Annotated in this window: 21 protein-coding genes; 13 read left to right on the top strand and 8 right to left on the bottom strand. The window is 60.7% G+C overall.

Annotated elements, in window-relative coordinates; translation table 11 throughout:
* Nucleotides 1–122: 122 nt before the first annotated feature.
* Nucleotides 123–1178: a D-TA family PLP-dependent enzyme gene (locus PYH37_RS05410; protein WP_280732395.1), complete on the bottom strand. Its 1056-nt coding sequence runs from the start codon at nucleotides 1176–1178 to the stop codon at nucleotides 123–125.
* A 159-nt stretch (nucleotides 1179–1337) separates the two neighbouring features.
* On the opposite strand from PYH37_RS05410, the gene PYH37_RS05405 reads away from it, so the two are divergent.
* The 6 genes from PYH37_RS05405 (at nucleotide 1338) to PYH37_RS05380 (ending at nucleotide 5656) form a co-directional block, all read left to right on the top strand.
* Nucleotides 1338–2180, top strand: a complete 843-nt coding sequence (locus tag PYH37_RS05405) for a transporter substrate-binding protein (RefSeq protein WP_280732394.1) — start codon at nucleotides 1338–1340, stop codon at nucleotides 2178–2180.
* Nucleotides 2181–2251: 71 nt separating this feature from the next.
* Nucleotides 2252–2914 carry an amino acid ABC transporter permease gene (locus PYH37_RS05400; RefSeq protein WP_280732393.1) on the top strand — a complete coding sequence of 221 codons (663 nt, stop codon included), beginning with the start codon at nucleotides 2252–2254 and terminating at the stop codon, nucleotides 2912–2914.
* Nucleotides 2915–2919: 5 nt separating this feature from the next.
* On the top strand, nucleotides 2920–3579 hold the full coding sequence (locus PYH37_RS05395; protein ID WP_280732392.1) for an amino acid ABC transporter permease: 660 nt from the start codon (nucleotides 2920–2922) through the stop codon (nucleotides 3577–3579).
* A gap of 12 nt (nucleotides 3580–3591) precedes the next feature.
* Nucleotides 3592–4359, top strand: coding sequence for an amino acid ABC transporter ATP-binding protein (locus PYH37_RS05390; protein WP_280732391.1), 768 nt, complete (start codon nucleotides 3592–3594; stop codon nucleotides 4357–4359).
* 36 nt (nucleotides 4360–4395) lie between these two features.
* On the top strand, nucleotides 4396–4779 hold the full coding sequence (locus PYH37_RS05385; protein WP_280732390.1) for a RidA family protein: 384 nt from the start codon (nucleotides 4396–4398) through the stop codon (nucleotides 4777–4779).
* 52 nt (nucleotides 4780–4831) lie between these two features.
* Nucleotides 4832–5656: an IclR family transcriptional regulator gene (locus tag PYH37_RS05380; protein WP_280732389.1), complete on the top strand. Its 825-nt coding sequence runs from the start codon at nucleotides 4832–4834 to the stop codon at nucleotides 5654–5656.
* Nucleotides 5657–5666: 10 nt separating this feature from the next.
* Here PYH37_RS05380 and PYH37_RS05375 read toward each other — a convergent pair whose 3' ends face one another.
* The 6 genes from PYH37_RS05375 to PYH37_RS05350 all read right to left on the bottom strand — a co-directional run bounded on the left by PYH37_RS05375 (nucleotide 5667) and on the right by PYH37_RS05350 (nucleotide 11983).
* Nucleotides 5667–6749, bottom strand: coding sequence for an ABC transporter ATP-binding protein (locus tag PYH37_RS05375; RefSeq protein ID WP_280732388.1), 1083 nt, complete (start codon nucleotides 6747–6749; stop codon nucleotides 5667–5669).
* A complete protein-coding gene (locus PYH37_RS05370) occupies nucleotides 6746–7681 on the bottom strand; it encodes a carbohydrate kinase family protein (RefSeq protein WP_280732387.1) in 936 nt (311 codons plus the stop codon). The genes PYH37_RS05375 and PYH37_RS05370 overlap by 4 nt, the downstream gene beginning before the upstream one ends.
* 4 nt (nucleotides 7682–7685) lie before the next feature.
* A complete protein-coding gene (locus tag PYH37_RS05365) occupies nucleotides 7686–8711 on the bottom strand; it encodes an SIS domain-containing protein (protein WP_280732386.1) in 1026 nt (341 codons plus the stop codon).
* A complete protein-coding gene (locus PYH37_RS05360; RefSeq protein WP_280732537.1) occupies nucleotides 8708–9553 on the bottom strand; it encodes a carbohydrate ABC transporter permease in 846 nt (281 codons plus the stop codon). The genes PYH37_RS05365 and PYH37_RS05360 overlap by 4 nt, the downstream gene beginning before the upstream one ends.
* Nucleotides 9553–10434 carry a carbohydrate ABC transporter permease gene (locus PYH37_RS05355; protein WP_280732385.1) on the bottom strand — a complete coding sequence of 294 codons (882 nt, stop codon included), beginning with the start codon at nucleotides 10432–10434 and terminating at the stop codon, nucleotides 9553–9555. The genes PYH37_RS05360 and PYH37_RS05355 overlap by 1 nt, the downstream gene beginning before the upstream one ends.
* A 310-nt stretch (nucleotides 10435–10744) precedes the next feature.
* Nucleotides 10745–11983: an extracellular solute-binding protein gene (locus tag PYH37_RS05350; RefSeq protein ID WP_280732384.1), complete on the bottom strand. Its 1239-nt coding sequence runs from the start codon at nucleotides 11981–11983 to the stop codon at nucleotides 10745–10747.
* Between the two features lie 227 nt (nucleotides 11984–12210).
* On the opposite strand from PYH37_RS05350, the gene PYH37_RS05345 reads away from it, so the two are divergent.
* From PYH37_RS05345 to PYH37_RS05315, 7 genes are all read left to right on the top strand, one after another.
* Nucleotides 12211–13437 carry an ROK family transcriptional regulator gene (locus PYH37_RS05345; protein ID WP_280732383.1) on the top strand — a complete coding sequence of 409 codons (1227 nt, stop codon included), beginning with the start codon at nucleotides 12211–12213 and terminating at the stop codon, nucleotides 13435–13437.
* Between the two features lie 232 nt (nucleotides 13438–13669).
* A complete protein-coding gene (gene cysD / locus PYH37_RS05340; protein WP_280732382.1) occupies nucleotides 13670–14569 on the top strand; it encodes a sulfate adenylyltransferase subunit CysD in 900 nt (299 codons plus the stop codon).
* Nucleotides 14569–16470 (top strand): bifunctional sulfate adenylyltransferase/adenylyl-sulfate kinase NodQ, encoded by a 1902-nt coding sequence (gene nodQ / locus PYH37_RS05335; RefSeq protein WP_280732381.1) that lies wholly within the window; start codon nucleotides 14569–14571, stop codon nucleotides 16468–16470. The genes cysD and nodQ overlap by 1 nt, the downstream gene beginning before the upstream one ends.
* Nucleotides 16467–17276: a 3'(2'),5'-bisphosphate nucleotidase CysQ gene (gene cysQ, locus PYH37_RS05330; protein ID WP_280732380.1), complete on the top strand. Its 810-nt coding sequence runs from the start codon at nucleotides 16467–16469 to the stop codon at nucleotides 17274–17276. The genes nodQ and cysQ overlap by 4 nt, the downstream gene beginning before the upstream one ends.
* Before the next feature lie 89 nt (nucleotides 17277–17365).
* Nucleotides 17366–18106 (top strand): PHP domain-containing protein, encoded by a 741-nt coding sequence (locus tag PYH37_RS05325; protein WP_280732379.1) that lies wholly within the window; start codon nucleotides 17366–17368, stop codon nucleotides 18104–18106.
* Nucleotides 18103–19095: an ATP-grasp domain-containing protein gene (locus PYH37_RS05320; RefSeq protein ID WP_280732378.1), complete on the top strand. Its 993-nt coding sequence runs from the start codon at nucleotides 18103–18105 to the stop codon at nucleotides 19093–19095. Before PYH37_RS05325 ends, PYH37_RS05320 begins: the two co-directional genes overlap by 4 nt.
* Before the next feature lie 32 nt (nucleotides 19096–19127).
* Nucleotides 19128–20045: an NAD-dependent epimerase/dehydratase family protein gene (locus PYH37_RS05315; RefSeq protein ID WP_280732377.1), complete on the top strand. Its 918-nt coding sequence runs from the start codon at nucleotides 19128–19130 to the stop codon at nucleotides 20043–20045.
* A gap of 115 nt (nucleotides 20046–20160) precedes the next feature.
* Here PYH37_RS05315 and PYH37_RS05310 read toward each other — a convergent pair whose 3' ends face one another.
* Complete coding sequence (locus PYH37_RS05310; protein ID WP_280732376.1) at nucleotides 20161–21351, bottom strand: calcium-binding protein; 1191 nt, start codon at nucleotides 21349–21351, stop codon at nucleotides 20161–20163.
* Between the last annotated feature and the right edge of the window lie 50 nt (nucleotides 21352–21401).

The following is a 21401-nucleotide window of genomic DNA, read 5'->3' as shown; positions in this document are numbered from 1 at the left end:
CGCTATTCCACGTCCGGTTGCGGCAGGTGTTGCTGCTCGGACGAAGAGACGGCCAATGAAGCGATCGCGCGCCTGCGAGGAATTCGCCGGCGACGTGAGGCGTCACCAGGGAGGAAGCGCCCTCAGAGGATGTGGCCGCGCGCCACGACGGCCCATTCTTCCTTCGGTTCATCGCCGTCCACGATGTGCACGACGTCGACCATGTTGGTGACCACGCAGGCATGGTTCGGAACGATGCGGACCTGGTCGCCGACGGCAAGGCCAATGGGGCCATTCGAAACGAGCCGGCCGTGCTCCTCCGAAAGCTGGTCGATGCGGATGTCGTCGCGCCCGAGCACGTGGCCATAGCCGGTGAGGCCGAGGAGATCGGAGGTCAGGACCTTGCTGCCGGCGTCGATGATCGCCCGGTTCTCCGCCGGAACGGACACGACGGTCGCGAGCACCGTCAGGGCGCAATCGTCCCAAGTCGCGACGCCGCGCTCAACCAGCGAGCGGTCGTTGTAAATATAGGTGCCCGGCCGATACTCCGTTGCCACCGGCACATCGGCTGCCTGCATCATGCTGGGCGTGCCGCCGGACGTGATGGTTGGAACTTCCAGGCCCGCCGCCTCGATCAGCTCCTTCGCCTCGCTCATGAAGGATTGGACGCGCGCCGCCCCGTCGGCCGGCGGATAGGTCATCAACCCGCCGAAGCGCAACCCCGGGGCCTCGGCAATACGTTCGGCAAGGTGGGCCGCCTCCGCCGGCGTCGCGACGCCGCAGCGATCTGCGCCGGTGTTGCACTCGACGAGCACCGTGAGCGGCTTGCCTTCGCGCGCAAAACGCGCCGCCAGGCCGTCGATAACCGCAGTATTGTCCGCGACGACACTGAGACGCACCCGTTCGTTCAATCTGGCGAGGCGCGCGAGCTTCTCCTCTCCGAGGATGTTGTAGGTAATCAGCACGTCCTTGATCCGCGGGCTGCCGTCGACCATCGCCTCCGCCTCGGTGACTTTCTGGCAGGTGATGCCGATCGCCCCGGCCTCGAGCTGCAGCTCGGCCATCTGCGGCAGCTTGTGGGTCTTAATATGCGGCCGCACGCGGATGCCATGCCGGTCGGCGTAGGCCTGGAAGGCGCGGATGTTGCGCCGGGCGACATCGATATCGACGAGGACGGCGGGGGTGTCTGGCAGGCTCATGCGGCTTGTTTCCTCTTTCGGAAGGGTGGGTGAATGAATTTAGGCGGTTCCGCTTGACAAGTCATGGCCCAGAGCCTTTGATACGTCAATCCACTATTCAGGACGCATGTCCAGTATATTGGATCTCAGTATTGGGAACCAAAAAAGGGGAGAACTCCGATGATCAAGACATTTTCTGCGGCCGCGAGCCTCGTCGTCGCAACGTTAGCCGCCATGCCGGCCATTGCGCAGCAGCCGTCAAGCAAGCTCGACGAAGTACTGTCGCGCGGCCATCTGGTGCTCGGCACCGGCAGCACCAACGCGCCGTGGCACTTCAAGAGCGCCGAAGACAAGCTGCAGGGTTTCGACGTTGATATGGGCCGCATCATTGCCAAGGCGCTGTTCGGCGACCCCGAAAAGATCGAATTCGTCAATCAGTCGTCGGATGCCCGCATTCCGAACATCACCACAGACAAGGTGGACATCACCTGCCAGTTCATGACGGTAACGGGCGAGCGCGCCCAGCAGATCGCCTTCACCATTCCCTACTATCGTGAGGGCGTGGGCCTGATGCTGAAGGCCGACGGCAAGCATGGCGATTACGAGGCGCTGAAGGGCGCTGGCTCATCGGTTACGATTTCGGTGCTGCAGAACGTCTATGCCGAGGACATGGTGCACGCTGCGCTGCCCGAGGCGACGGTGGATCAATACGAATCCGTCGACCTGATCTATCAGGCGCTGGAATCCGGCCGTGCCGACGCCGCGGCAACCGACCAGTCTTCGCTTGCCTGGTACATGACCCAGAACCCGGGCCGCTACAAGGACGCAGGCTATGGCTGGAACCCGCAAACCTATGCATGCGGCGTCAAGCGCGGCGATCAGGACTGGCTGAACTTCGTCAACACGGCGTTGCATGAGGCGATGACGGGAGTCGAATTCGACTTCTACGCCAAGTCCTTCAAGACCTGGTTCGGCAAGGACCTCACTCCGCCGCAGATCGGTTTCCCCGTCGAGTACAAATAGGCTTCGCTCTTTGGCGACCCTGCTTAATCGGCGGGGTTGCCGTCCGCTCCCCACGGCAATGGCTGGCGTCCATGACTTATTCATTGAACTTCGCGGCTGTCTGGCGCTCGTTCGACCTTCTTTTGGAAGGGCTGGCGCTCAGTCTCGGCCTGGCAGTGGTGGCGATCCTCGCCGGCTGCGTGCTCGGGCTGATCACCGCTTTCGGCCTCGTTTCCAAGAGCGTGTTGCTGCGCAAACCCGCCGGACTCTATGTCACGGTGATCCGCAACACGCCGATCCTGGTCCTCATCCTCTTCACCTATTTCGCGCTCCCCGAACTCGGTGTCCGTCTCGGTAAAATCGAAAGTTTCGTGCTGACTCTGGCGGTCTATTCCGGCGCCTATCTCGCTGAAGTCTTCCGCGGCGGCCTCATCGCCGTTCCGCCGGGCCAAAGGGAAGCGGGGCTGGCGATCGGACTGACGGAGATGCAGATTCGCACCTCGATTATTATTCCGCTCATGCTGCGCAATGTCCTGCCCTCCCTCGGCAGCACCATGATCTCGCTTTTCAAGGACACCTCGCTTGCCGCGGCGATCGCGGTGCCCGAACTCACCTTCGAGGCGCGCAAGATCAATGTCGAGACTTTCCGTGTCATCGAGACGTGGATCGTCGCGAGCTGCCTCTATGTTGCAACCTGTTCGCTGCTGGCCGCGCTGATGCGCGGGGTCGAACGGCGACTTGCGGTTCCGAGGTGATCGTCATGGACTTCGCTTTTCTCGATCAACTCTGGCTCGCCCGGATTCCGCTCCTAAAGGGGCTCGGCGTGTCGATTTCCATTTCGTTCCTGTCGATTGCGGTGGGTACCGTGCTCGGCGTCTTCGTGGGGCTTGCACTCACCTATGGCTACCGCCCGCTGCAATGGGTGGTGCGCGGCTATACCGACTTCATCCGCGGCACGCCGGTGCTCGTTCTTGTGCTTGCGAGCTACTACGTTCTGAGCACTGTCGGCATCGACCTCGGGCCGTTCCAGGCGGGCATCCTGGCGCTCGCCGTCTTCTGTAGCTCACATGTCGGCGAACTGGTGCGCGGCGCGCTGCAATCGATTCCCAAGGGGCAGACGGAAGCCGCGAAGGCGATCGGGCTGACCTTTCCGCAAACCTTCGCCTATGTGCTGGGGCCGCAGGCCCTGCGGCAGGCGCTACCTGCCTGGGTCAATACCGCGGCCGAAATGGTCAAGGCGTCGACCTTGCTCTCGATCATCGGCGTTGCGGAACTGCTGCTACGCACCCAGGAACTGATCTCGCGCACGTTCATGAGCCTCGAATTCTATTTCTTCGCAGGCTTCCTTTATTTCGTCATCAACTACGGCATTGAGCGTTTCGGTCGATTCGTCGAACGCAAGACCGCTGTCCCATCGTGAGGCTTCGGATCCATGACCAATCTTCTTGAAATCCGCGATCTTCACAAGCGCTATGGCACGGTGGAAGTGCTGAAAGGCGTCGACTGCACCATGCAGCAGGGCGAGGTGATCAGCATTATCGGCTCCAGCGGTTCGGGCAAGACGACGATGCTTCGCTGCATCAACATGCTCGAGGAATTCCAGGGCGGCACGATCAGCATCGACGGCCAGGAAATCGGCTACGAGACAGTCGGTGGTGTCCGCCGCCGCAAGCCTGAGCGGGAGATCGCCCGCCAGCGCGCGCTGACGGGAATGGCATTCCAGCAGTTCAACCTCTTTCCGCATATGACCGCCGCCGGCAACGTCATGCTGGGCCTGATCAAGGTCAAGACGATGAGCCGCGACGAGGCAAGGACGGTTGCGGAGAAGTGGCTGGACCGCGTCGGCCTTCTGTCGCGGATGGATCATTACCCCGGCCAGCTTTCCGGCGGCCAGCAGCAGCGCGTTGCGATCGCCCGCGCCATCGCGATGAACCCCAAGCTGATGCTTTTCGACGAAGTGACCTCGGCCCTCGACCCGGAACTCGTCAACGAGGTGCTGCAGGTGATCAAGGGCCTTGCGGAAGACGGCATGAGCATGCTGATCGTCACCCACGAGATGCGCTTTGCCTATGAGGTTTCGTCCCGGGTCATCTTCATGAACCAGGGCCGTATCGCCGAGGAGGGCAATCCGCGCGAGATGTTCCTGAAGCCCAAGACCGAACGCCTGGCGGACTTTCTGAAAACTTCGACGTTCAACTGAGCAAACGATTGAAATGAAAAACTGGAGTGAAGTGTTGTGACGATAAAGCGTTATGGAACGGGCGAAACCGGTGCGGGCAAACAGGCCTTACCCTTTGCGCGCGCTGTCGAGGCGAACGGCTGGCTTTATGTTTCCGGGCAGGTCGCCATGGATGCGGGCGAGGTCATTGGCGGCGGCATCATCGCGGAAAGCCGCAAGGCGATCGAAAACATGATCGCGATCCTCAATGAGGCGGGCTACGGCCTGGAAGACGTGGTCCGCGTCGGCGTCTGGCTCGATGATCCGCGCGATTTCTGGACCTTCAACGGCGTCTACGCCGAATATTTCGGCAAGAACCCGCCGGCACGCGCCTGTGTGCAGTCGCGCATGATGGTCGACTGCAAGGTCGAAGTTGACTGCGTCGCGTACAAGGCTAAATGAGGTGAGCTTGGCACGGGGCCGCTCATGGAACGGGCCCGGCAAGGAGGACGCGATGGCTGATGCGGCAGATACGATCAATCGGCGGGCACGGGGGCTCGATCGGGCGTTCGAAATTCTCGACTTTCTGCGGCTGCAGCGGCAGCCCTTGCGCCCAAACGAGATCGCCCAGGGAATCGGCGCGCCGCGTTCGTCGGTCTATGAACTTGTCAATCTGCTGATCCGGCAGGGTGTGATCGAGTATCGGGGCGACGACGGCCGCGTCTTCCTTGGCCGAAAGCTCTATTTCCTCGGCGCCGCTTATGCCGAACAGTTCGATCTCATGCGCGAATGCGAGCATTTGCTGGCGAGAATCGCCGAAGAAACGCGCGAGACGGCGCAGATGTGCCAGCTGGAAGGCAACAAATATGCCGTCGTTTTGATGAACGAGGGCAGCCGACCGTTCCGCATATCCACCAATATCGGTGAGCCGGTCGCCATTCCGTGGACCGCCTCCGGCCGCCTCCTCGTCGATCATATGAGCGACGAGGAGATATTGGATTTCATTCCGGAAGAAGACTTCGTGCTGCCGAGCGGCAAGCGCCTCGATCCGTCCGAATTCATCCGCCAGGTCCGACAAGCCAAGCTGGACGGTTATTTTACGTTCAACAGCATCGTCGACAGCTTCACGCATTGTTTTGCCGTGCCGGTCTATGACGCCGGCCAGGTTTGCGTGGCGACACTTTGCCTTGTAGCTCCCAAGGAAGACGGGCTGCGCAACCGCGCCGAATACCTGCGCGTGCTGATCGATGCTGCCGGGGAACTTTCCGAAAAGCTCGGCTACAGGCAGGATGGCGGACCTTCGGCGCGGACCCCGGCGCGGGCAGCCACCGGCTATTGAGCTCGGGATCTCATGCCGTCAACAGCGAGCGACCGCTTTCGGGATCGAAGAGATGCAGTGCCGCTTCGTCGAAGGAGAAGACATGCGCCGATCCGGAAGTAATCGCCGTGCGCGGCGGAAGACAGGCCGTGATGCGCTCTTCCCCGATCTTGGCCGTGGTCACGAGCTCAGGCCCCGTCAGTTCCATGACTTCGACACGCGCTGCGAGGCGGATGCCTGAGGCATCGGCCTCTGCGAGCCGCAACGCCTCCGGGCGAATGCCGATTTTGACGCGTCGGCCAGCGGCGGCGTTCCTTAAAGTCGCAGGTAGAGGCAGCATCTCCCCGGAGCCGGCGAGCTTTAGGCCGCTTCCCGTCGTTTCCGCATCGAGAATGTTCATCGGCGGCGACCCGACAAAGCCGGCGACGTAGAGTGTAGCCGGCCGGTCATAGATATCTTCCGGCGTACCAAGCTGCTCTATGCGGCCATCGCGCATGACGGCGATACGCGTTGCGAGCGTCATCGCCTCGATCTGATCGTGGGTGACGTAGACGACCGTCGTCTTCAGCATCTGGTGCAGCCGCTTCAACTCCGTACGCATCTCCATGCGCAGCTTGGCGTCGAGGTTGGATAGCGGCTCATCGAAGAGAAAGACCTCCGGGTTGCGCACCAGCGCGCGGCCGATGGCAACGCGTTGGCGTTGGCCGCCGGAGAGCTGGCTCGGCTTGCGATCGAGGAGATTTTCGATCTGGAGCAGCCTCGCTGTCTCGCGCACCGCTTTGTCGCGCTCTGCCGCCGGCACTTTTCGCATTTCGAGCCCGAAACCGATATTCCGGGCGACGCTCATGTTTGGATAGAGCGCGTAGGACTGAAAGACCATGGCAATATCGCGGTCCTTTGGATGCGCACCGAGGATCGATTGCTCACCGATCAGGATGTCTCCGCCGCTCGGTTCGGCAAGACCGGCGATGATGTTCAAAAGAGTGGATTTGCCACAGCCGGACGAGCCGAGCAGCACCAGGAACTCGCCGCTTTCAAGCGCGATGTCGATGCCCTTAAGCGTCTCCACCTCGCCGTATCGCTTGTGGATGTCGCGGATTTCGAGTGCGCTCATTGTCGGGTCTCCTGGAGGAAGGCCGAAAGGGGTTTGCCGTAGCTGCGCGGCAAGGTCGAGATTGCTTCGGACGCAACGATGACGCCCGTCCTCAGGCAGGCCTCAAGCGGCATATTGGCCGCAAGCGCCGCCAGGAAGCCTGCATTGAAGACGTCGCCGGCGCCGATCGTATCGACGACCTTGACGGGCGGTGCGGGCACGGAAAACTCTGTACCGTTCCGGTCAAGGGCGAGCGCCCCGTGAGGTCCGCGTTTGACGACGACGATGGCCTCAGCAGGCATCCTCTGTTTCAGACTGCGGGCTGCCTCCGCAGTGTTTGAGTTGCCGGTGAGCGTCGTCGTTTCCACCTCGTTGAAGAGCGCGCAATGGCAGCGCTTCAGCCATGCGAGGGTTTTGAGCTTGTTCGCATCGGTCCAGCCATCGAGCGGCCAGCCGGTATCGAGCGCCACGGCGATCTCATGCGCGTCCGCCCAATCGAAGAAGTCGTCGTAGGCTAACGTCAGAGCGTCTGTCAGGAACGAACCGGAGAGCAATGCAAAGCCACCGCGAAGGCGCTCACCGTCGAGTATCGAGCGCACCTCGTCGAAGCTGAAGAGCGGCAGGTGGCCGCGCGTGGTGAAGAAGGTGCGCTCGCCATCCGGATGCGTGATGCCGACCGAGAGCGTGGTGCCGACGGCTTCCACCGGCCAGTCGCGGGCCCGTTCGCCGAAGGCCTCCTTCAGCCAGGCGCCGAACTGGTCATTGCCGACGTTGGCGGCGATCGCATAGTCGACACCGAGCGAATCCCAGGCAAGCGCGCTGTTTCCGGCACAGCCGCCGACACGGAGTTCGTCATGATCGACAATGACTTCGGTCCCGGCCTTCGGCCAGGGCTTGGCGGGGCCGAGGATGAGATCGACATTGACATTGCCGATGGCTGCAAGCGGACGCATATCGCTACTCGCTCCGGGTGATCTTCGTCGAACGCAAGGGCGTGCCGGCATTCTCGACGCGCGCCGCGGCAAAGGCGAGCATGAAGGATTGTGCCACCGGCAACAGGGCGAAAATCGCGGCCATGCCTGCCGCCGGCTTGAATCGGATGTTCGCGAGGCCTTCGACTGGCGGCTCGCCCGATGCGTCGAAGACGACGACCGGCGAACCCGCCTCTGCTGCCGATCTTGCCATCGCAGCCACCAGCCCGGCAGTCGGATCGGCAGCTCGGAAGAGCACGACGCCGACGGAAGGCCCCAGCATTTCCATCGGCCCGTGACGCAATTGTCCGCCTTCGAGCGAAAAGCAGGGTAGACGCGAGAGTTCCGTGAGACCGAGCGCGATGGCTTCGGCGAGGCCCTGGAGCCTGCGACCGGAGGTGACGATCGCGCCGACATCGGCGACCGCCGCAAGGGCGCCGTCGGTCGCGGGCGTCTCGGGAGCCTCCAGGGCGCGAAGCGCGTCGGCCGGATCGGCTCCGAGGGCGGTGAGGATCGCCAGGTGCAGCGAGAAGGTGACCGTCAGGCTGCGGGTGGCCGCGAATGCCCGCTCCGTGCCTCCTGTTCCGACAAGTGACGGCGCCGCTTTCGCCAGGAACGCATCTTCATCGAGCGTCAGGCCGAACGTATCGGACGTGCCGCCGTTCGTTTCCCTGAACCAGCGCAGCACCTCGGCGCTTTCCCCGGATTGCGAGCTGACGAGAATGGTCTTGCCTTCGATCGGCAAGGGCTGACCGAGTTGCTCCGAGAGCGGCAGAGCCACAGCCTCGATCCCGAGCGCGCGATAGAGCGGTTCGACGGCACGGCCGACAGCATGCGAGCCCCCCATGCCGAGCAGGAGAAGCCGGCCGGTCGATTTCAGCGACGCGGCAATCCTTTGCGCGAGAGCGGCAGACTGTCTGTAGGAGGCTATGGCATCGGCGTGCTGGCGCGCCATCTCCCGATCGATTGCGACGAGCGCCGCGGGGCGGTCTTTCGAAACACGCATGATCATCCTTTGACGCCACCGCTGGTGAGCCCGGAAATAAGGGCGCGTTGCATGACGAGACCGATCAGCACCGGGGGCAGGGCGGCAAGCACCCCGGCGGTAGCGATCAATCCATAGTCGGAAACACGGCCGCCAGCGAGATCCGCAATGGCGACGGTGAGGGTCTTGGCGCGCAGATCCGAGGTGAAGAGCAGCGCGTAGAAGAATTCGTCCCAGGCAAGAAGAAAGGCGAAGAGGGCGGATGTCGCCATGACCGGGGCGGCAAGCGGTAGCGTCAAGAGCCGGAGAATCTGGTCGAGCCGCGCGCCGTCGATCATCGCTGCGCTCTCGATTTCCTTCGGTATGGAATCGAAGCCCGATTTCAACAGCCATGTGGTGAAGGGCGCCAGAATGGTGAGGTAGACGAGTGCAAGGCCGAAGACCGAATTGAGAAGGCCGAGATAGGCGAGCCCCATATAGAGCGGTACCGCAAGCGCGACTGGAGGCAGCATGTAGGTGGCGATCACCGCATAGAGCGACCACGAGACGGCCGGCGTGCGCGACACGGCCCAGCCGGCCGGAACCGCAACGGCAATTGCGGCGAGCGTCGCCATTCCGGCGACTTTGAGGCTGTTGAAGAGCGACGCCATGAAAGCGGCGCCGGCGCTGTTTTCGACGGTGGAAAGCAAGGCGCCATAGCGGGAGAGATCGATCTCGCTCGGCCACCAGTTGAGCGGTTTTGCCGAGAGATCCGCGGCCGACGAAATGCTCATGACGAAAAGCCACACGACTGGCGCCAGGATGACCGCAGCGAGAAGCATCGCGCACGTATAGACGAAGGCGGTGAAAAGGGGGCTTTGGCGTTCCATCATGACGCTCCTGCGGCCTTGCGAAGCAGCGCGGCATAGGCACCCGCGAGAATGGTCACGAGCAGCGTGACGATCAGCGCCAGCGACGCACCGGAACCCGCACGCTGGAACGAAAAAGCCTCCTGGTAGACAAGGATCGAAAGCGTGCGCGTGCTGTTCGCCGGTCCGCCGCGCGTCATCACCCAGATGATATCGAAGACCTTGAAAGCCTCGATGGTGCGCAGCACCAGCGCCACCAGCAGCGGCCCAGCCAGATACGGCATGATGACGAAGCGGAAACGGTTGAAGGGGCCGGCGCCATCGACCAGCGAGGCGGCGGTGATGTCGCGCGGAACGGCCTGGAGAGCGGCAAGTGCGATCAGCGCCACCAGCGGAAAGTTCTTCCAGCAATCGGCGACGATCAATGCCACCAATGCCGAGCCGGGCTCGCCGAGCCAGGAACGATAGCTGTCGAGAAGGCCGAGCTGGGTCAGCGCCGCATTGAGCGCGCCGTATTCCGGATTGTAAATAAGCCGCCAAAGGGTCGCATTGACCACCGTCGGCAGAGCCCAGGGGAGGATCATCAGCGCTCGGAGCGCCGTTCGCCCGCGAAATTGCTGATTGAGCAACAGGGCGGCAAGTACGCCGAGCACCATTTCGGCGGCAACGGAAACGACGGCGAACCAGGTTGTGGTGACGAGCGCCCGCCGGAAGTTCGATCCGCCGAACATCCTTGCGTAGTTGTCGAGGCCGACGAAGCTGCCTTCCGTGCCGACGAGCTTCGCATTCGTGAAGGAGAGCCGCACCGTGTCCACCAGTGGCCAACCGATGACAGCGATCATGACCACGAGGAGCGGCAACATCAGCAGCCACGCGCGCGTTGATATCCAGGTGCCGGACATGAATGGAGACCTTTGTCGCTTTTACTGCATGTTTCCGTAAATCGGCTCCGATTTAAGGAAAAAACATGCAGCATTTCAAAGTGCTACAGCGATTTTTGCGCGTCTGAAAAGACGCGTGGCGCTGTAGGTCAGGAAGATCTCAGCTGAGATCGGCCCACCTCGCAAGCCTATCAACTTGAGAATTTAAGACCGGAAGCGGCTGTAAACCGTTCCATCGTCGGTGTTTTCTGTTCTGATCGTGCCTCTCGCCGGGAGAGCGTGCTCGGCGAGCTCCGGACGATTGCTCGTCCGGGGCGCGAGCCGACAGACGTCAAAGGCCGCTGTTTTCGGCGGCCGCCTTCAGCGCTTCTTCCGGCGAAGCCTGAGCGAGCAGCGCTTCCTGGATCGCCTGCTGCAGGGCGGTCGAAAGCTCCTGGTACTTTGGTGTGGTGGGGCGCGGATACATCGCGGCAAGACCAAGTTTTGCCGCGGCGATCAACTCTTCCTGGCCCTTCGTCACGTTCGGATCTTCATAGGACGACGCCCAGATCGGCAGGCTGAGCTTTGCATAAGCGTTCTGCGTCTCCTGCGAGGTCATGTGAACGATGTATTTCCATGCCTCTTCCGGATTCTTGCTGGTCGAGGTAATACCGAGCCCCATGGAGCCGTTCACCGCGGAAACCTCGCTCTTGCCCGCTACGCCTGGAGCAGGCACGACGCCGACCTTGCCGGCAACCTTGCTCTCCTTCGGATCATTGGCGAGATTGTACATGTAGGTCCAGTTGAGCGCGAAGGCGGCGTCGCCGTTCTGGAATACCTTGCGCACGTCCTCCTCGAGGAATTCCTTCGAGTTCGGATTGGTCAGCCCGGAGGTGTAGCTCGAAACCATGTAGTTCAGAGCTTCGAGGCCTCCCCCTGTTGTGAACGCCGGCTTGCCGCCGTCGAGGAACTTGCCGCCATACGCGCTCACAAGCGTCGTGTAGTCGCAGATTGCTGCCTCGGCCTGAGCCCAGCTCCAGGCGATCGGGTTCGCGAGCAGGCCCTTGTCCTTGATCGTCTTCGCCTGTGCGGCAAGCTCATCCCAGGTTTTCGGCGGTGCCTTGATGCCCGCTTTCTCAAGGATTTCCTTGTTGTAGAAGAGATACTTCGTGTCGAGGATCCACGGCATGCCGTATCGTTTGCCGTTATATTCGACCGTGGTCCAAGCTCCCGGCAGGATACCTTTTTTCATTTCATCGGTAATGCGATCGGTGACATCGACGAGCACATTGTTGGTGGCGTATTCCGCTGGCCAGATCACGTCGAACAGGACGACGTCGTAACCGCCGCCGGAACCTTGCGCCAGCACGGTCTTGTCGTGCAGCCCCTCATAAGGGACGAATTCCAGATTGACCTTCACGTCCGGATTGGCCTTGGTGAAGGCCTCCGTCATTGCGCGGACGTCGGCTTCGCTATAGGCCGCCTGCGCCATGAACAGCGCGTTCAGCGTGGTTTCCGCATAGGCATGGCCGGTGAAGGTGACGCCGATGAGTGTCGCACCGATCAGAGCGTTGCGTGTGGTTTTCAACATTGCTGCCTCCTGTAACTGATCGTTCAGTCTTCGCGGCGGCCCGAGCGGGTACGCCGAATGGAAGAAATCTGCCGCTCAAGCTAGCGGCCGTCGGCAAATCAATCGGAGCGTTTGCAGCTTTTCCTGCCGCTTGCGTTCCCCCGAGGTTTCTTGCGACCTCTTATTAAGTCAATTGTCTTGACTTATTTCTTGTTCAATATTCTAACAGTGTCAAGAGGGATTTGTGGATGAACGAGATGCGCCCGATCCGGGCCAAGAGCGGCACCAATCAGGAGGGGACGAGTGCCCACAACCGACGCGTCATGATCGACGCTCTGCGGCTGAACGGGCAGTTGTCACGGGCCGACCTTGCGCGGGCAACGGCACTCACCAAGCAGACCGTTTCGAACATCATTGACGAGCTTGAAAACGACGGCCTGGTCACTTCTCTCGCCGCTGTGCGCAGGGGCAGGGGACAGCCCTCGACGCCCTACCGGCTGGTGCCGGAAGGCGCCTTTGCTATCGGGCTGCAGATCGACCGCCATGTGACGCGGACGATCGCGGTCGACCTCGTCGGGACGGTGCTTGCACGAGGCGAGGCAAACCTGCCGGCCGGAGGGCCGGAAAAAGGTGTCGAAACGATTTTGACCTTGATCGATGAAACCCGTAGCGAACTGGCAACGATCGCACCCCAATCCAAAGATCGGTTCGTCGGCCTCGGGGTCGCGATGCCCGGACCGTTCGGCGTCGAGGCAGATGCCGATGATCCCTGGATGATGGCCGCGTGGCAGAGCTTCCCTTTGCTGGATACGCTGTCGGCAGGAACGGGCCTCGACGTGCGCCTGCAAAATGATGCGGCGGCCGCGGCGACGGCGGAAAAGATGGTCGGGGCTGCCCATGGGCTGGATCAGGCGATCTGCATCTATCTCGGTTATGGTCTCGGTGCCGGTTTGATCCTGAATGGCGAACTTTACCGCGGCGCCCACGGCAATGCCGGCGAGATCGGCATGATCCTCAGCCCGCCGCGGAACGTGACCGGCGGCCCAAGTGCGCCGCTCGAACATCGAGCTTCCATCGCTTCGCTTTCCAAGATCCTGGATCTCGACCCTGCAGACCCTGATCTCTATCGCCGGATCGAGGCTGCTGCGGCGGCGCCGGACTCGCGCGTTGCAGGTTGGATTGCCGATGCGGCCTTCGAGTTGCGGGCCGTCATTCAGATTCTAGAGACCGTCTTTGATCCGCAAACGATTATCTTGTGTGGCGGCATGCCTTCCGGTCTCGCACGCCTCCTGACGGATGCGATCCGCCCGCTGCTGCCCTCGATCGCCGAGCGGCGGACACGCACCGTGCCGCGCCTGCAACTGGGTTTCACGGATCCCTGGGCGGTGGCGATCGGCGCCGCCGCGGAACCCATCAGCCGCACCTTCGACCCGCGCTTTTCCGCGATCCTGAAGACGCGGGCGGGTTCTTCCTGATTGCGAGAAGTCGTGGCGATTTTCGCGTCTCTCGTCCTGCACGAGATAGATTTTTCCTTGTTACTTGAAATATTAGCGATATAGCGCTTAAATGCGGCTAATGCCGACAAGGCGATGTTTATCGCCGCAACTGATTTGATCAATTACATCTGCGGCTGATCCGTCGTGGATGACAAATTCATATAAATGCATAGCATAAATTTTATTTTTTAAAGTTTAGAGGGATTGTGGCATGTCTCTTCCCCATCTTCGCCGGCTTGAATCTGAAGCAATTCATACAATCCGAGAAGTAGTCGCAACGTTTTCAAATCCGGTAGTGCTTTATTCCATTGGGAAAGACTCGTCCGTTTTGTTGCATCTTGCAATCAAGGCGTTTTTTCCCGCTAAGCCGCCTTTTCCCTTTCTCCATGTGGATACCAGATGGAAGTTTCGGGAAATGATCGAATTCCGCGACCGAATGGCGCGGGAGCGTGGCTTCGATCTTTTGGTTCACGTCAACCAGGACGGCGTCGATCAGGGCATTGGCCCTTTCTCGCATGGGTCGAATGTCCATACGCATGTCATGAAGACGGTTGCGCTGCGCCAAGCGTTGGAGAAATACGGATTTGACGCTGCGCTCGCAGGCGCACGGCGAGACGAGGAGAAGTCACGGGCCAAGGAGCGCATGTTCTCCATTCGCAACGCCCAGCACGGATGGGATCCGAAGCGCCAGCGTCCCGAAATGTGGAAGACCTATAACACGCGCGTCGGTCAGGGCGAGACGATGCGCGTATTTCCGCTTTCCAATTGGACCGAATTCGACATCTGGCAATATATCCTGCGGGAAAACATTCCGATCGTGCCGCTCTATTTCGCGGCGCGGCGGCCGGTCGTCGAGCGGGACGGCATGCTGATCATGGTCGACGACGATCGTATGCCGCTGCAGCCACAGGAACAGGTCATGAACCGGATGGTTCGCTTCCGCACGCTTGGCTGCTATCCCCTGACGGGCGCGGTCGAATCCGAAGCCGCCACACTTCCCGACATTTTGCGCGAAATGTTGACGGTGCGCACGTCCGAGCGACAGAGCCGGCTGATCGATAAGGATGAAGCTGGCGCAATGGAGAAAAAGAAGCGCGAGGGGTACTTCTGATGTCGTATCTTCATTCCGTGCCGCCGCATGACATACTGGCGCATCTCGCCGATCACGACAACAAATCGATCCTGAGATTCATCACCTGCGGTTCGGTCGACGACGGCAAGTCGACGCTGATCGGTCGGTTGCTCTTCGACGCCAAGCTGGTTTTCGAAGATCAGTTGGCAAACCTCGGACGCGTCGGTCCTCGCGCCGGCGCCAATGGCGAGGAGATTGACCTCGCGCTGCTCCTGGATGGGCTTGAGGCCGAGCGGGAGCAGGGCATCACCATCGACGTCGCCTACCGCTATTTCTCGACCTCAAAACGCAAATTCATCGTCGCCGACACGCCCGGCCATGAAGAATATACGCGTAACATGGTCACAGGGGCCTCGACGGCCGATCTCGCGGTGATCCTCATCGATAGTCGCCAGGGCATACTCCAGCAGACTAGGCGCCACTCCTATATCGCGTCGCTGCTCGGCATCCGTCATGTCGTGCTGGCGGTCAACAAGATCGATCTCGTCGATTTCCGCCAGCAGGTGTTTGACGAGATCGTCGCCGACTACATGGTCTTCGCCAAGGAACTGGGCTTTGTCAGCGTCCAGCCCATTCCGATTTCCGCCCGGTTCGGGGACAATGTTATTTCGGCGTCTGAGAACACGCCCTGGTATAGAGGGCCGGCGCTTCTTGAATATCTCGAGTCGGTCGAAATCGCCCCTGCCAATAAGGAAAGTCCTTTCCGCTTCCCGGTTCAGCTCGTCATGCGGCCGAACGCGGATTTCCGCGGCTATGCCGGGCAGGTCTCGTCCGGCAGGATCTCGGTTGGCGACCCGGTCGTCGTCGCGAAATCCGGACAGCGCTCGTCGGTGAAGGCGATCGTCACGCATGACGGGAATCTGACGGCAGCAGCAGAAGGCGAGGCGGTGACGCTTGTCCTTTCGGACGAGGTGGATGCGTCGCGGGGCAACATGCTTGTCGCGCCGGCCTCGAGGCCGTTCGTATCGGACCAGTTCCAGGCGCATGTGATCTGGTTCGACGCCAATGCGATGATGCCCGGGCGAAGCTACATCTTACGGACGGAGACGGACAGCGTCAGCGCCACGGTCACCGCGCTCAAGCATCAGGTGAACATCAACAGCTTCGCTCGTGAGGCCGCCAAGTCGCTGCAGATGAACGAGGTGGGCGTCTGTAATATTTCGACGCAGACGCCGATCGCCTTCGATGCCTACAAGGACAACAGGGCGACCGGCAACTTCATCTTCGTCGATCGGGTGACCAACGCGACCGTCGGCGCCGGCATGATCGACTTTCCGCTTCGCCGCGCAGATAACGTCCATTGGCACGCGCTCGAAGTCAATAAGATCGCCCGCAGCGCGATGAAGCACCAGCGTCCGGCGGTTCTTTGGTTCACCGGACTTTCCGGCTCGGGCAAATCGACCATCGCGAACGAGCTCGACCGACTTCTGCACGCGCGTGGCAAACACACGTATCTGCTCGACGGCGATAACGTCCGCCACGGCCTCAACCGCGACCTAGGTTTCACTGAAGCGGACCGCGTCGAGAACATTCGCCGCGTGGCGGAGGTGGCGAAGCTCATGGCCGATGCCGGCCTGATCGTGCTCGTCTCCTTCATTTCGCCTTTCCGCGATGAACGGCGAATGGCGCGCGAACTGATGGACGAGGGCGAGTTCATCGAAGTTTTCGTCGACACGCCGCTCGAAGAGTGTGCGCGCCGCGATCCGAAGGGACTCTACGAGAAGGCGCTCGCTGGCAAGATTGCAAACTTCACCGGCGTCTCCTCTCCCTATGAGGTACCGGAAAACGCGGAACTGCATCTCAAGACGGTCGGTCAAGACCCGACCGCGCTTGCGCTGAAGATCGAGGAATTCCTCGACAGGATGATGGAGGAGAAATGACGCCGCTCTGTGAACTGCTCGAACGCATTGCGCTTGATGCCGGCGCTGCGATCCTCGAGGTTTACGAGGCCGGCGCCAATGTCTGCTACAAGAACGATCATTCGCCCGTGACTGAGGCGGATGAACGTGCGGAGGCCATCATCCTCGAAAGGCTTTCGGCGGCCTTTCCGCACATTCCCGTCATCGCTGAGGAAGCCGTGGCTTCGGGCCGGATTCCAGATATCGGCAGCAGCGCTTTCTTTCTGGTCGATCCCCTCGACGGGACGAAGGAATTCATCAACCGTCGCAATGACTTCACCGTCAATATCGCGCTTATCGAGGGCAGTGTCCCAATCGCCGGCATCGTCTATGCGCCGGCGCAGCGCTGCGCCTATGTCGCAGACAAAGGCAGGGCGGAGAAGCTGCTTTTTGGCGACAGGGCCGCGATCGAGGACCGCCAAGCCATACGCGTGCGTACGCGCGGGCCGGTTCTCACGGCGGTTGCCAGCCGCTCGCACAACAGCGCCGAAACCGAGGCGTTTCTCGTCGGGCATGGTGTCACGGACTACACCTCCGTCGGTTCGTCGCTCAAGTTCTGTATGCTTGCCGAAGGCAAGGCGGATGTTTATCCGCGCTTCGGCCGGACGATGGAATGGGATACGGCCGCCGGAGACGCCGTGCTGCAGGCTGCCGGGGGGTCGGTCGTCCGGCTGGACGGTTCGCGCCTCCTCTACGGCAAGAGGATGCAGGAGGGCGACAGCGATTTCGCCAACCCGCATTTCGTCGCCTGGGCCAATATGGCCCCGGCTTCGCCCGCCCAATGCTGAAAGCTCATGTGCTGTCCGCATGCGTTTTGCCGCCGGGCGTGCAGCACAGGTACTTTACTTTAGCGCGTTAATCGAAGGGCACATCGATAATGGACGGGCAAAGGAAGAAGAACACCAGCAAGCCTGCGTTCTGCCGTTTTCGAGATCTCAGCCAGGCGCAGCTGAATGTCGAACTCCAGGTTCATACCAGTTGGACCGACGGGCAGGCGACGGCGCTTCAGATCCTGGAAACCGCCAAGGAACGCGGGCTGGGTGCCTTGGCTTTCACAGAGCACGTTCGCGAAGAAACGACCTGGTTTAATCAATTCAGGGAGGAAGTCCTTTCCGCAGCGCGTGGCTTCGAGGGCATTCGGGTTTATGTCGGCTGCGAGACCAAGGCGATGGATGACAGGGGCAGGCTCGACGTCTCCCAGGATGTGCTCGACGCATGCGACATCGTCCTCGGCGTCGTTCACCGGCTCCCCGACGGAAAGGGTGGTTACCTGGACTTCAAGCAATTGTCCTTCGAGCAGACCGCGGAAATAGAGTTTCGGCTGTCGATGGGAATGATCTGGAATGCGCCTATTGATGTCCTGGGGCATCCGGGCGGTATGAGCCTGAGACGACACGGCCGCTTTCCGAAAGCGTATTATCGCGAACTGATGACGGCATCGCTGGAACGGCAGATCGCACTCGAGATCAACTCCTCGTATCTCGTCGACATGCCGGCATTTCTGGCTCTGTGCGACGAGATCAATCCGTTTGTTTCCATCGGCTCCGATGCTCATCGGCTGAGTGAATTGGGCCGTTGCAGGGATCAGCTTATCGAATTGGGGGTCGGGCAATCATGAAGGTTTTTGTCACGGGTGCAGGCGCCCTGCTGGGGCAAGGGATCATTCGTGCCTTGAGGCGCTCGACCTTGAAGGCGACGATCATCGTAGGAGACCCAAGCCCGCTCTCGGCCGGTCTTTACTGGGGCGATGCGGCGCATCTGATCCCGATGGCGCGGGATCCAGCCTATCTCGACAGGCTGGGCGACCTGTTGCGTGCCGAACGGCCGGATGTCCTCATTCCGGGAACCGACGTCGAACTTCCGATCCTCGCGGCAAATCGCGAGGCAATTGAAAGAGCCTATGGAACCAAGGTGATCGTCAGCTCGCCTCGTGTCGTGTCCATCGCCAATGACAAATGGCTGACATCCGAATTTCTCCGGGGAAAGCGTTTAGGCTTCGTTCCTTCGTGTTTGCCGGGCGATGAAGAGACGCTGATCGAGCAATTCGGATTTCCGCTTGTCGTCAAACCCAGGATCGGCGCCCGGTCGATCGGCTTCAGCGTCGTGCGTGATCGCGAGCAGCTGAGGCGTGCAATTGCCGAGCAGCCTGAAATCGTTATTCAAAAATATGTTGGCTCGGAGACGACCGAGTATACTGCCGGCACGCTGACCTTTGATGGGGGATGCTGCGCGACGATCGTCATGCGAAGGGATCTCAGGGACGGCAACACCTACCGCGCATTTGCCGAGCCCTTTCCCGCTCTGAACAGGGCGATGGTGCAGGCTGCCGATGCTCTCGATGCGTACGGTCCGGCGAACTTCCAGTTCCGCCTGGATGAAGGGGTCCCCCGCATTTTCGAGATCAATGCACGGTTTTCCGGAACCACGGCGGTAAGGATCCATGCAGGCTTCAACGAGGTCGAAATGTGCATTCGCCATATTCTTTTCGGTCAGTCGGTCGTACAGCCGGAGATCACCCCGGTGACGATCTTACGACACTGGTCGGAAACTGTGGTGAAACCGGGGGACTTGATCACAGCTTCAGAACGGCTGGAAGAGAAGGTGTAAGGCTTGCAGGGGAAGGGTTGGCGGTGGCTTCAGTGCGGCTCGTCGTTACCGGCGCGACAGGTTTTATCGGCGCGAGGCTGATCGATCAGGCCCTTTCGAGAGGCTATCTGGTCACGGCTCTGGCGCGGAATCCGGAGCGGGTGTCGGCCAGAAAGAACCCTCGTTTGCGCATTGAGAAATGGTCGATTGGGGAGCCCCTGCCGTCGGTGACCCAATCTGATGCCATTTTTCATCTTGCCGCCTATATTCCCGCCGACCTCAGCGACCCGCATCAGGCGGCCAGATGCTTTGAGGTCAACACAAACGGCGCCTTGCAGGTTGCGATGCAGGCCGCTTCGAAGGGGGTGAAGAGGTTCGTCTTTTTCGGATCGGGGCAGGTTTATGCGCCTGCCCTCGGTCCTGTATCGGAAACAAGTCCCGCCTTTCCGATTGATCGCGCCAGCTATTACCTGGCGAGCAAGCTCGCGGCCGAGATTTGCCTGATCGCGTTCGGAAAGGCGAACGCGACACCGGTAACGGTGCTTCGTCTCGCATCCGTCTATGGTCCCGGCATGCACGGCAGGGGAATGGTGCCGACGTTTATTCGAGCGCTCGGGAGCGACCGTTCTGTGAGCATACAGAATGGCGGTCGCTACCGTGTCGATCTTGTGTATGTAGACGACGTGGTTGCGCTCGCTATGCAGGTCATCGAGAATGAGCGCGCGGGCGTGTTCAACGCCGGTAGCGGGCAAACCTGCACGTCGCTGGACGCCGCCCAAACAGTCGCGGATGTCATCGGAGCAGACCGGCTCCTCATAGCAGTCGAGGGTGGCAGTGACACGGTAACCCAGGGCTTCAGCCCGCTTGATATTGCCAAAGCAGCAAGTCAACTGAATTACAAGCCGCGCTCATTCCGTGAAGGCATTGAAGCATGGAAGGTAAGGACGGGTTTTGCCGAGTTCCAGACGTGAAGTAGTTCGAGCGAACCCGCGGGAAGGAGAGCGGGGCGAACGAAACCAGCAATTGCGCGGCCCGCCCGACAATGGAAGAAGGCGCCACCTGCTGACGCCTTCCCCATTTGATTGCCTACGCGAACAGGAAATCGCCTCTCGAAAAGTTCGAGGCGGTAAGATTGCTGTTGGGATCGTCCACCAGGATCGACATCGTGTTGCCGGCGGAATCATAACCCTTTATCAGCACATCACCGCCGGCGGTGTCGTAGGCATAGATGGTGCCCGCTGCGCCCGAATTGGAATATTGTGTAATCCCGAGTTTCTCGATGACGAGGAAGTCTACGCCATCCTGAAAATCCATGACGGTGTCCTGACCGTTCAACGCGGGTGTCGCTTTGAAGACGAAACGATCGGAATCGGCTCCACCCCAAAGAATATCGCTTCCCGCTTCGCCAAGGAGAATGTCTTTCCCCGCATCGCCGTGCAGAGTGTCATTGCCATCGCCCCCGTAAAAGCGGTCGTTGCCGATACCACCCTTGAGGAGGTCTGCTCCGCCTTCGCCGGAGATGAAGTCGTCGCCGTCATCTCCATAGGCGAGATCATTACCGCTGCCCAACTCGATCCTATCGTTGCCTACTCCGCCGTGGGCCTCGTCGATGCCGCTTTCAGAGTCGATCACGTCATTGCCATCGCCACCGTCGAGGTAGTTATTCCCGTCGCCACCGTCGACGATATCGTCGCCAATACCGCCATATACGCGGTCGTTTCCGGATTGGCCCTTCAGGGCGTCATTGCCCCCTTCTCCATAGATCGTGTCATTGCCGGCTCCACCGCTGACGGCCTGCTGAGTGAGTTTCCCTGTTGCCGGGTTTATTCGATTGTTGAAGCCATCATTTCCCGAGCCAGCGTAGATAATGTCGTCGCCATCGCCAGCGTCGATGTATTCTTCGCCTGCTCCGCCATAGATCTTATCGTTTCCGGCGCCAGCGAGAATATGATCATGGCCGTCACCACCGTCGAGGACATCGTTGTCGTCGCCGCCATCGAAGATGTCGTTTCCTAATCCGCCGATGAATGTGTCAGCGCCGATGCTGCCGTCGAAACGGTCGTTGCCGTCGCCGCCCTCCGCATAATCGTCTCCGGGCCCGGCCTTGATGAGGTCGTTACCAAGACCTCCGAAGAGCCTGTCGTTGCCGGCTCCGCCTTCGAGATAATCGTCGCCGGCATAGCCCAAAAGTTCGTCGTCACCGTCAAAGCCGCGGATCGTATCGGATGAATTGGTTCCAAGCAGTCGATTGGCGCCATTGGTTCCGTTCAGAATCATCAAGATCTCCTCTAGCTGTTTGCCGAGGGGGCGATAAGGAGAGAATGAGG

The organism is Sinorhizobium numidicum (assembly GCF_029892045.1).
Lineage (GTDB): Bacteria > Pseudomonadota > Alphaproteobacteria > Rhizobiales > Rhizobiaceae > Sinorhizobium > Sinorhizobium numidicum.
Note: the sequence above shows the minus strand (reverse complement) of the source record. Positions and strands in the feature narration are given on the sequence as shown.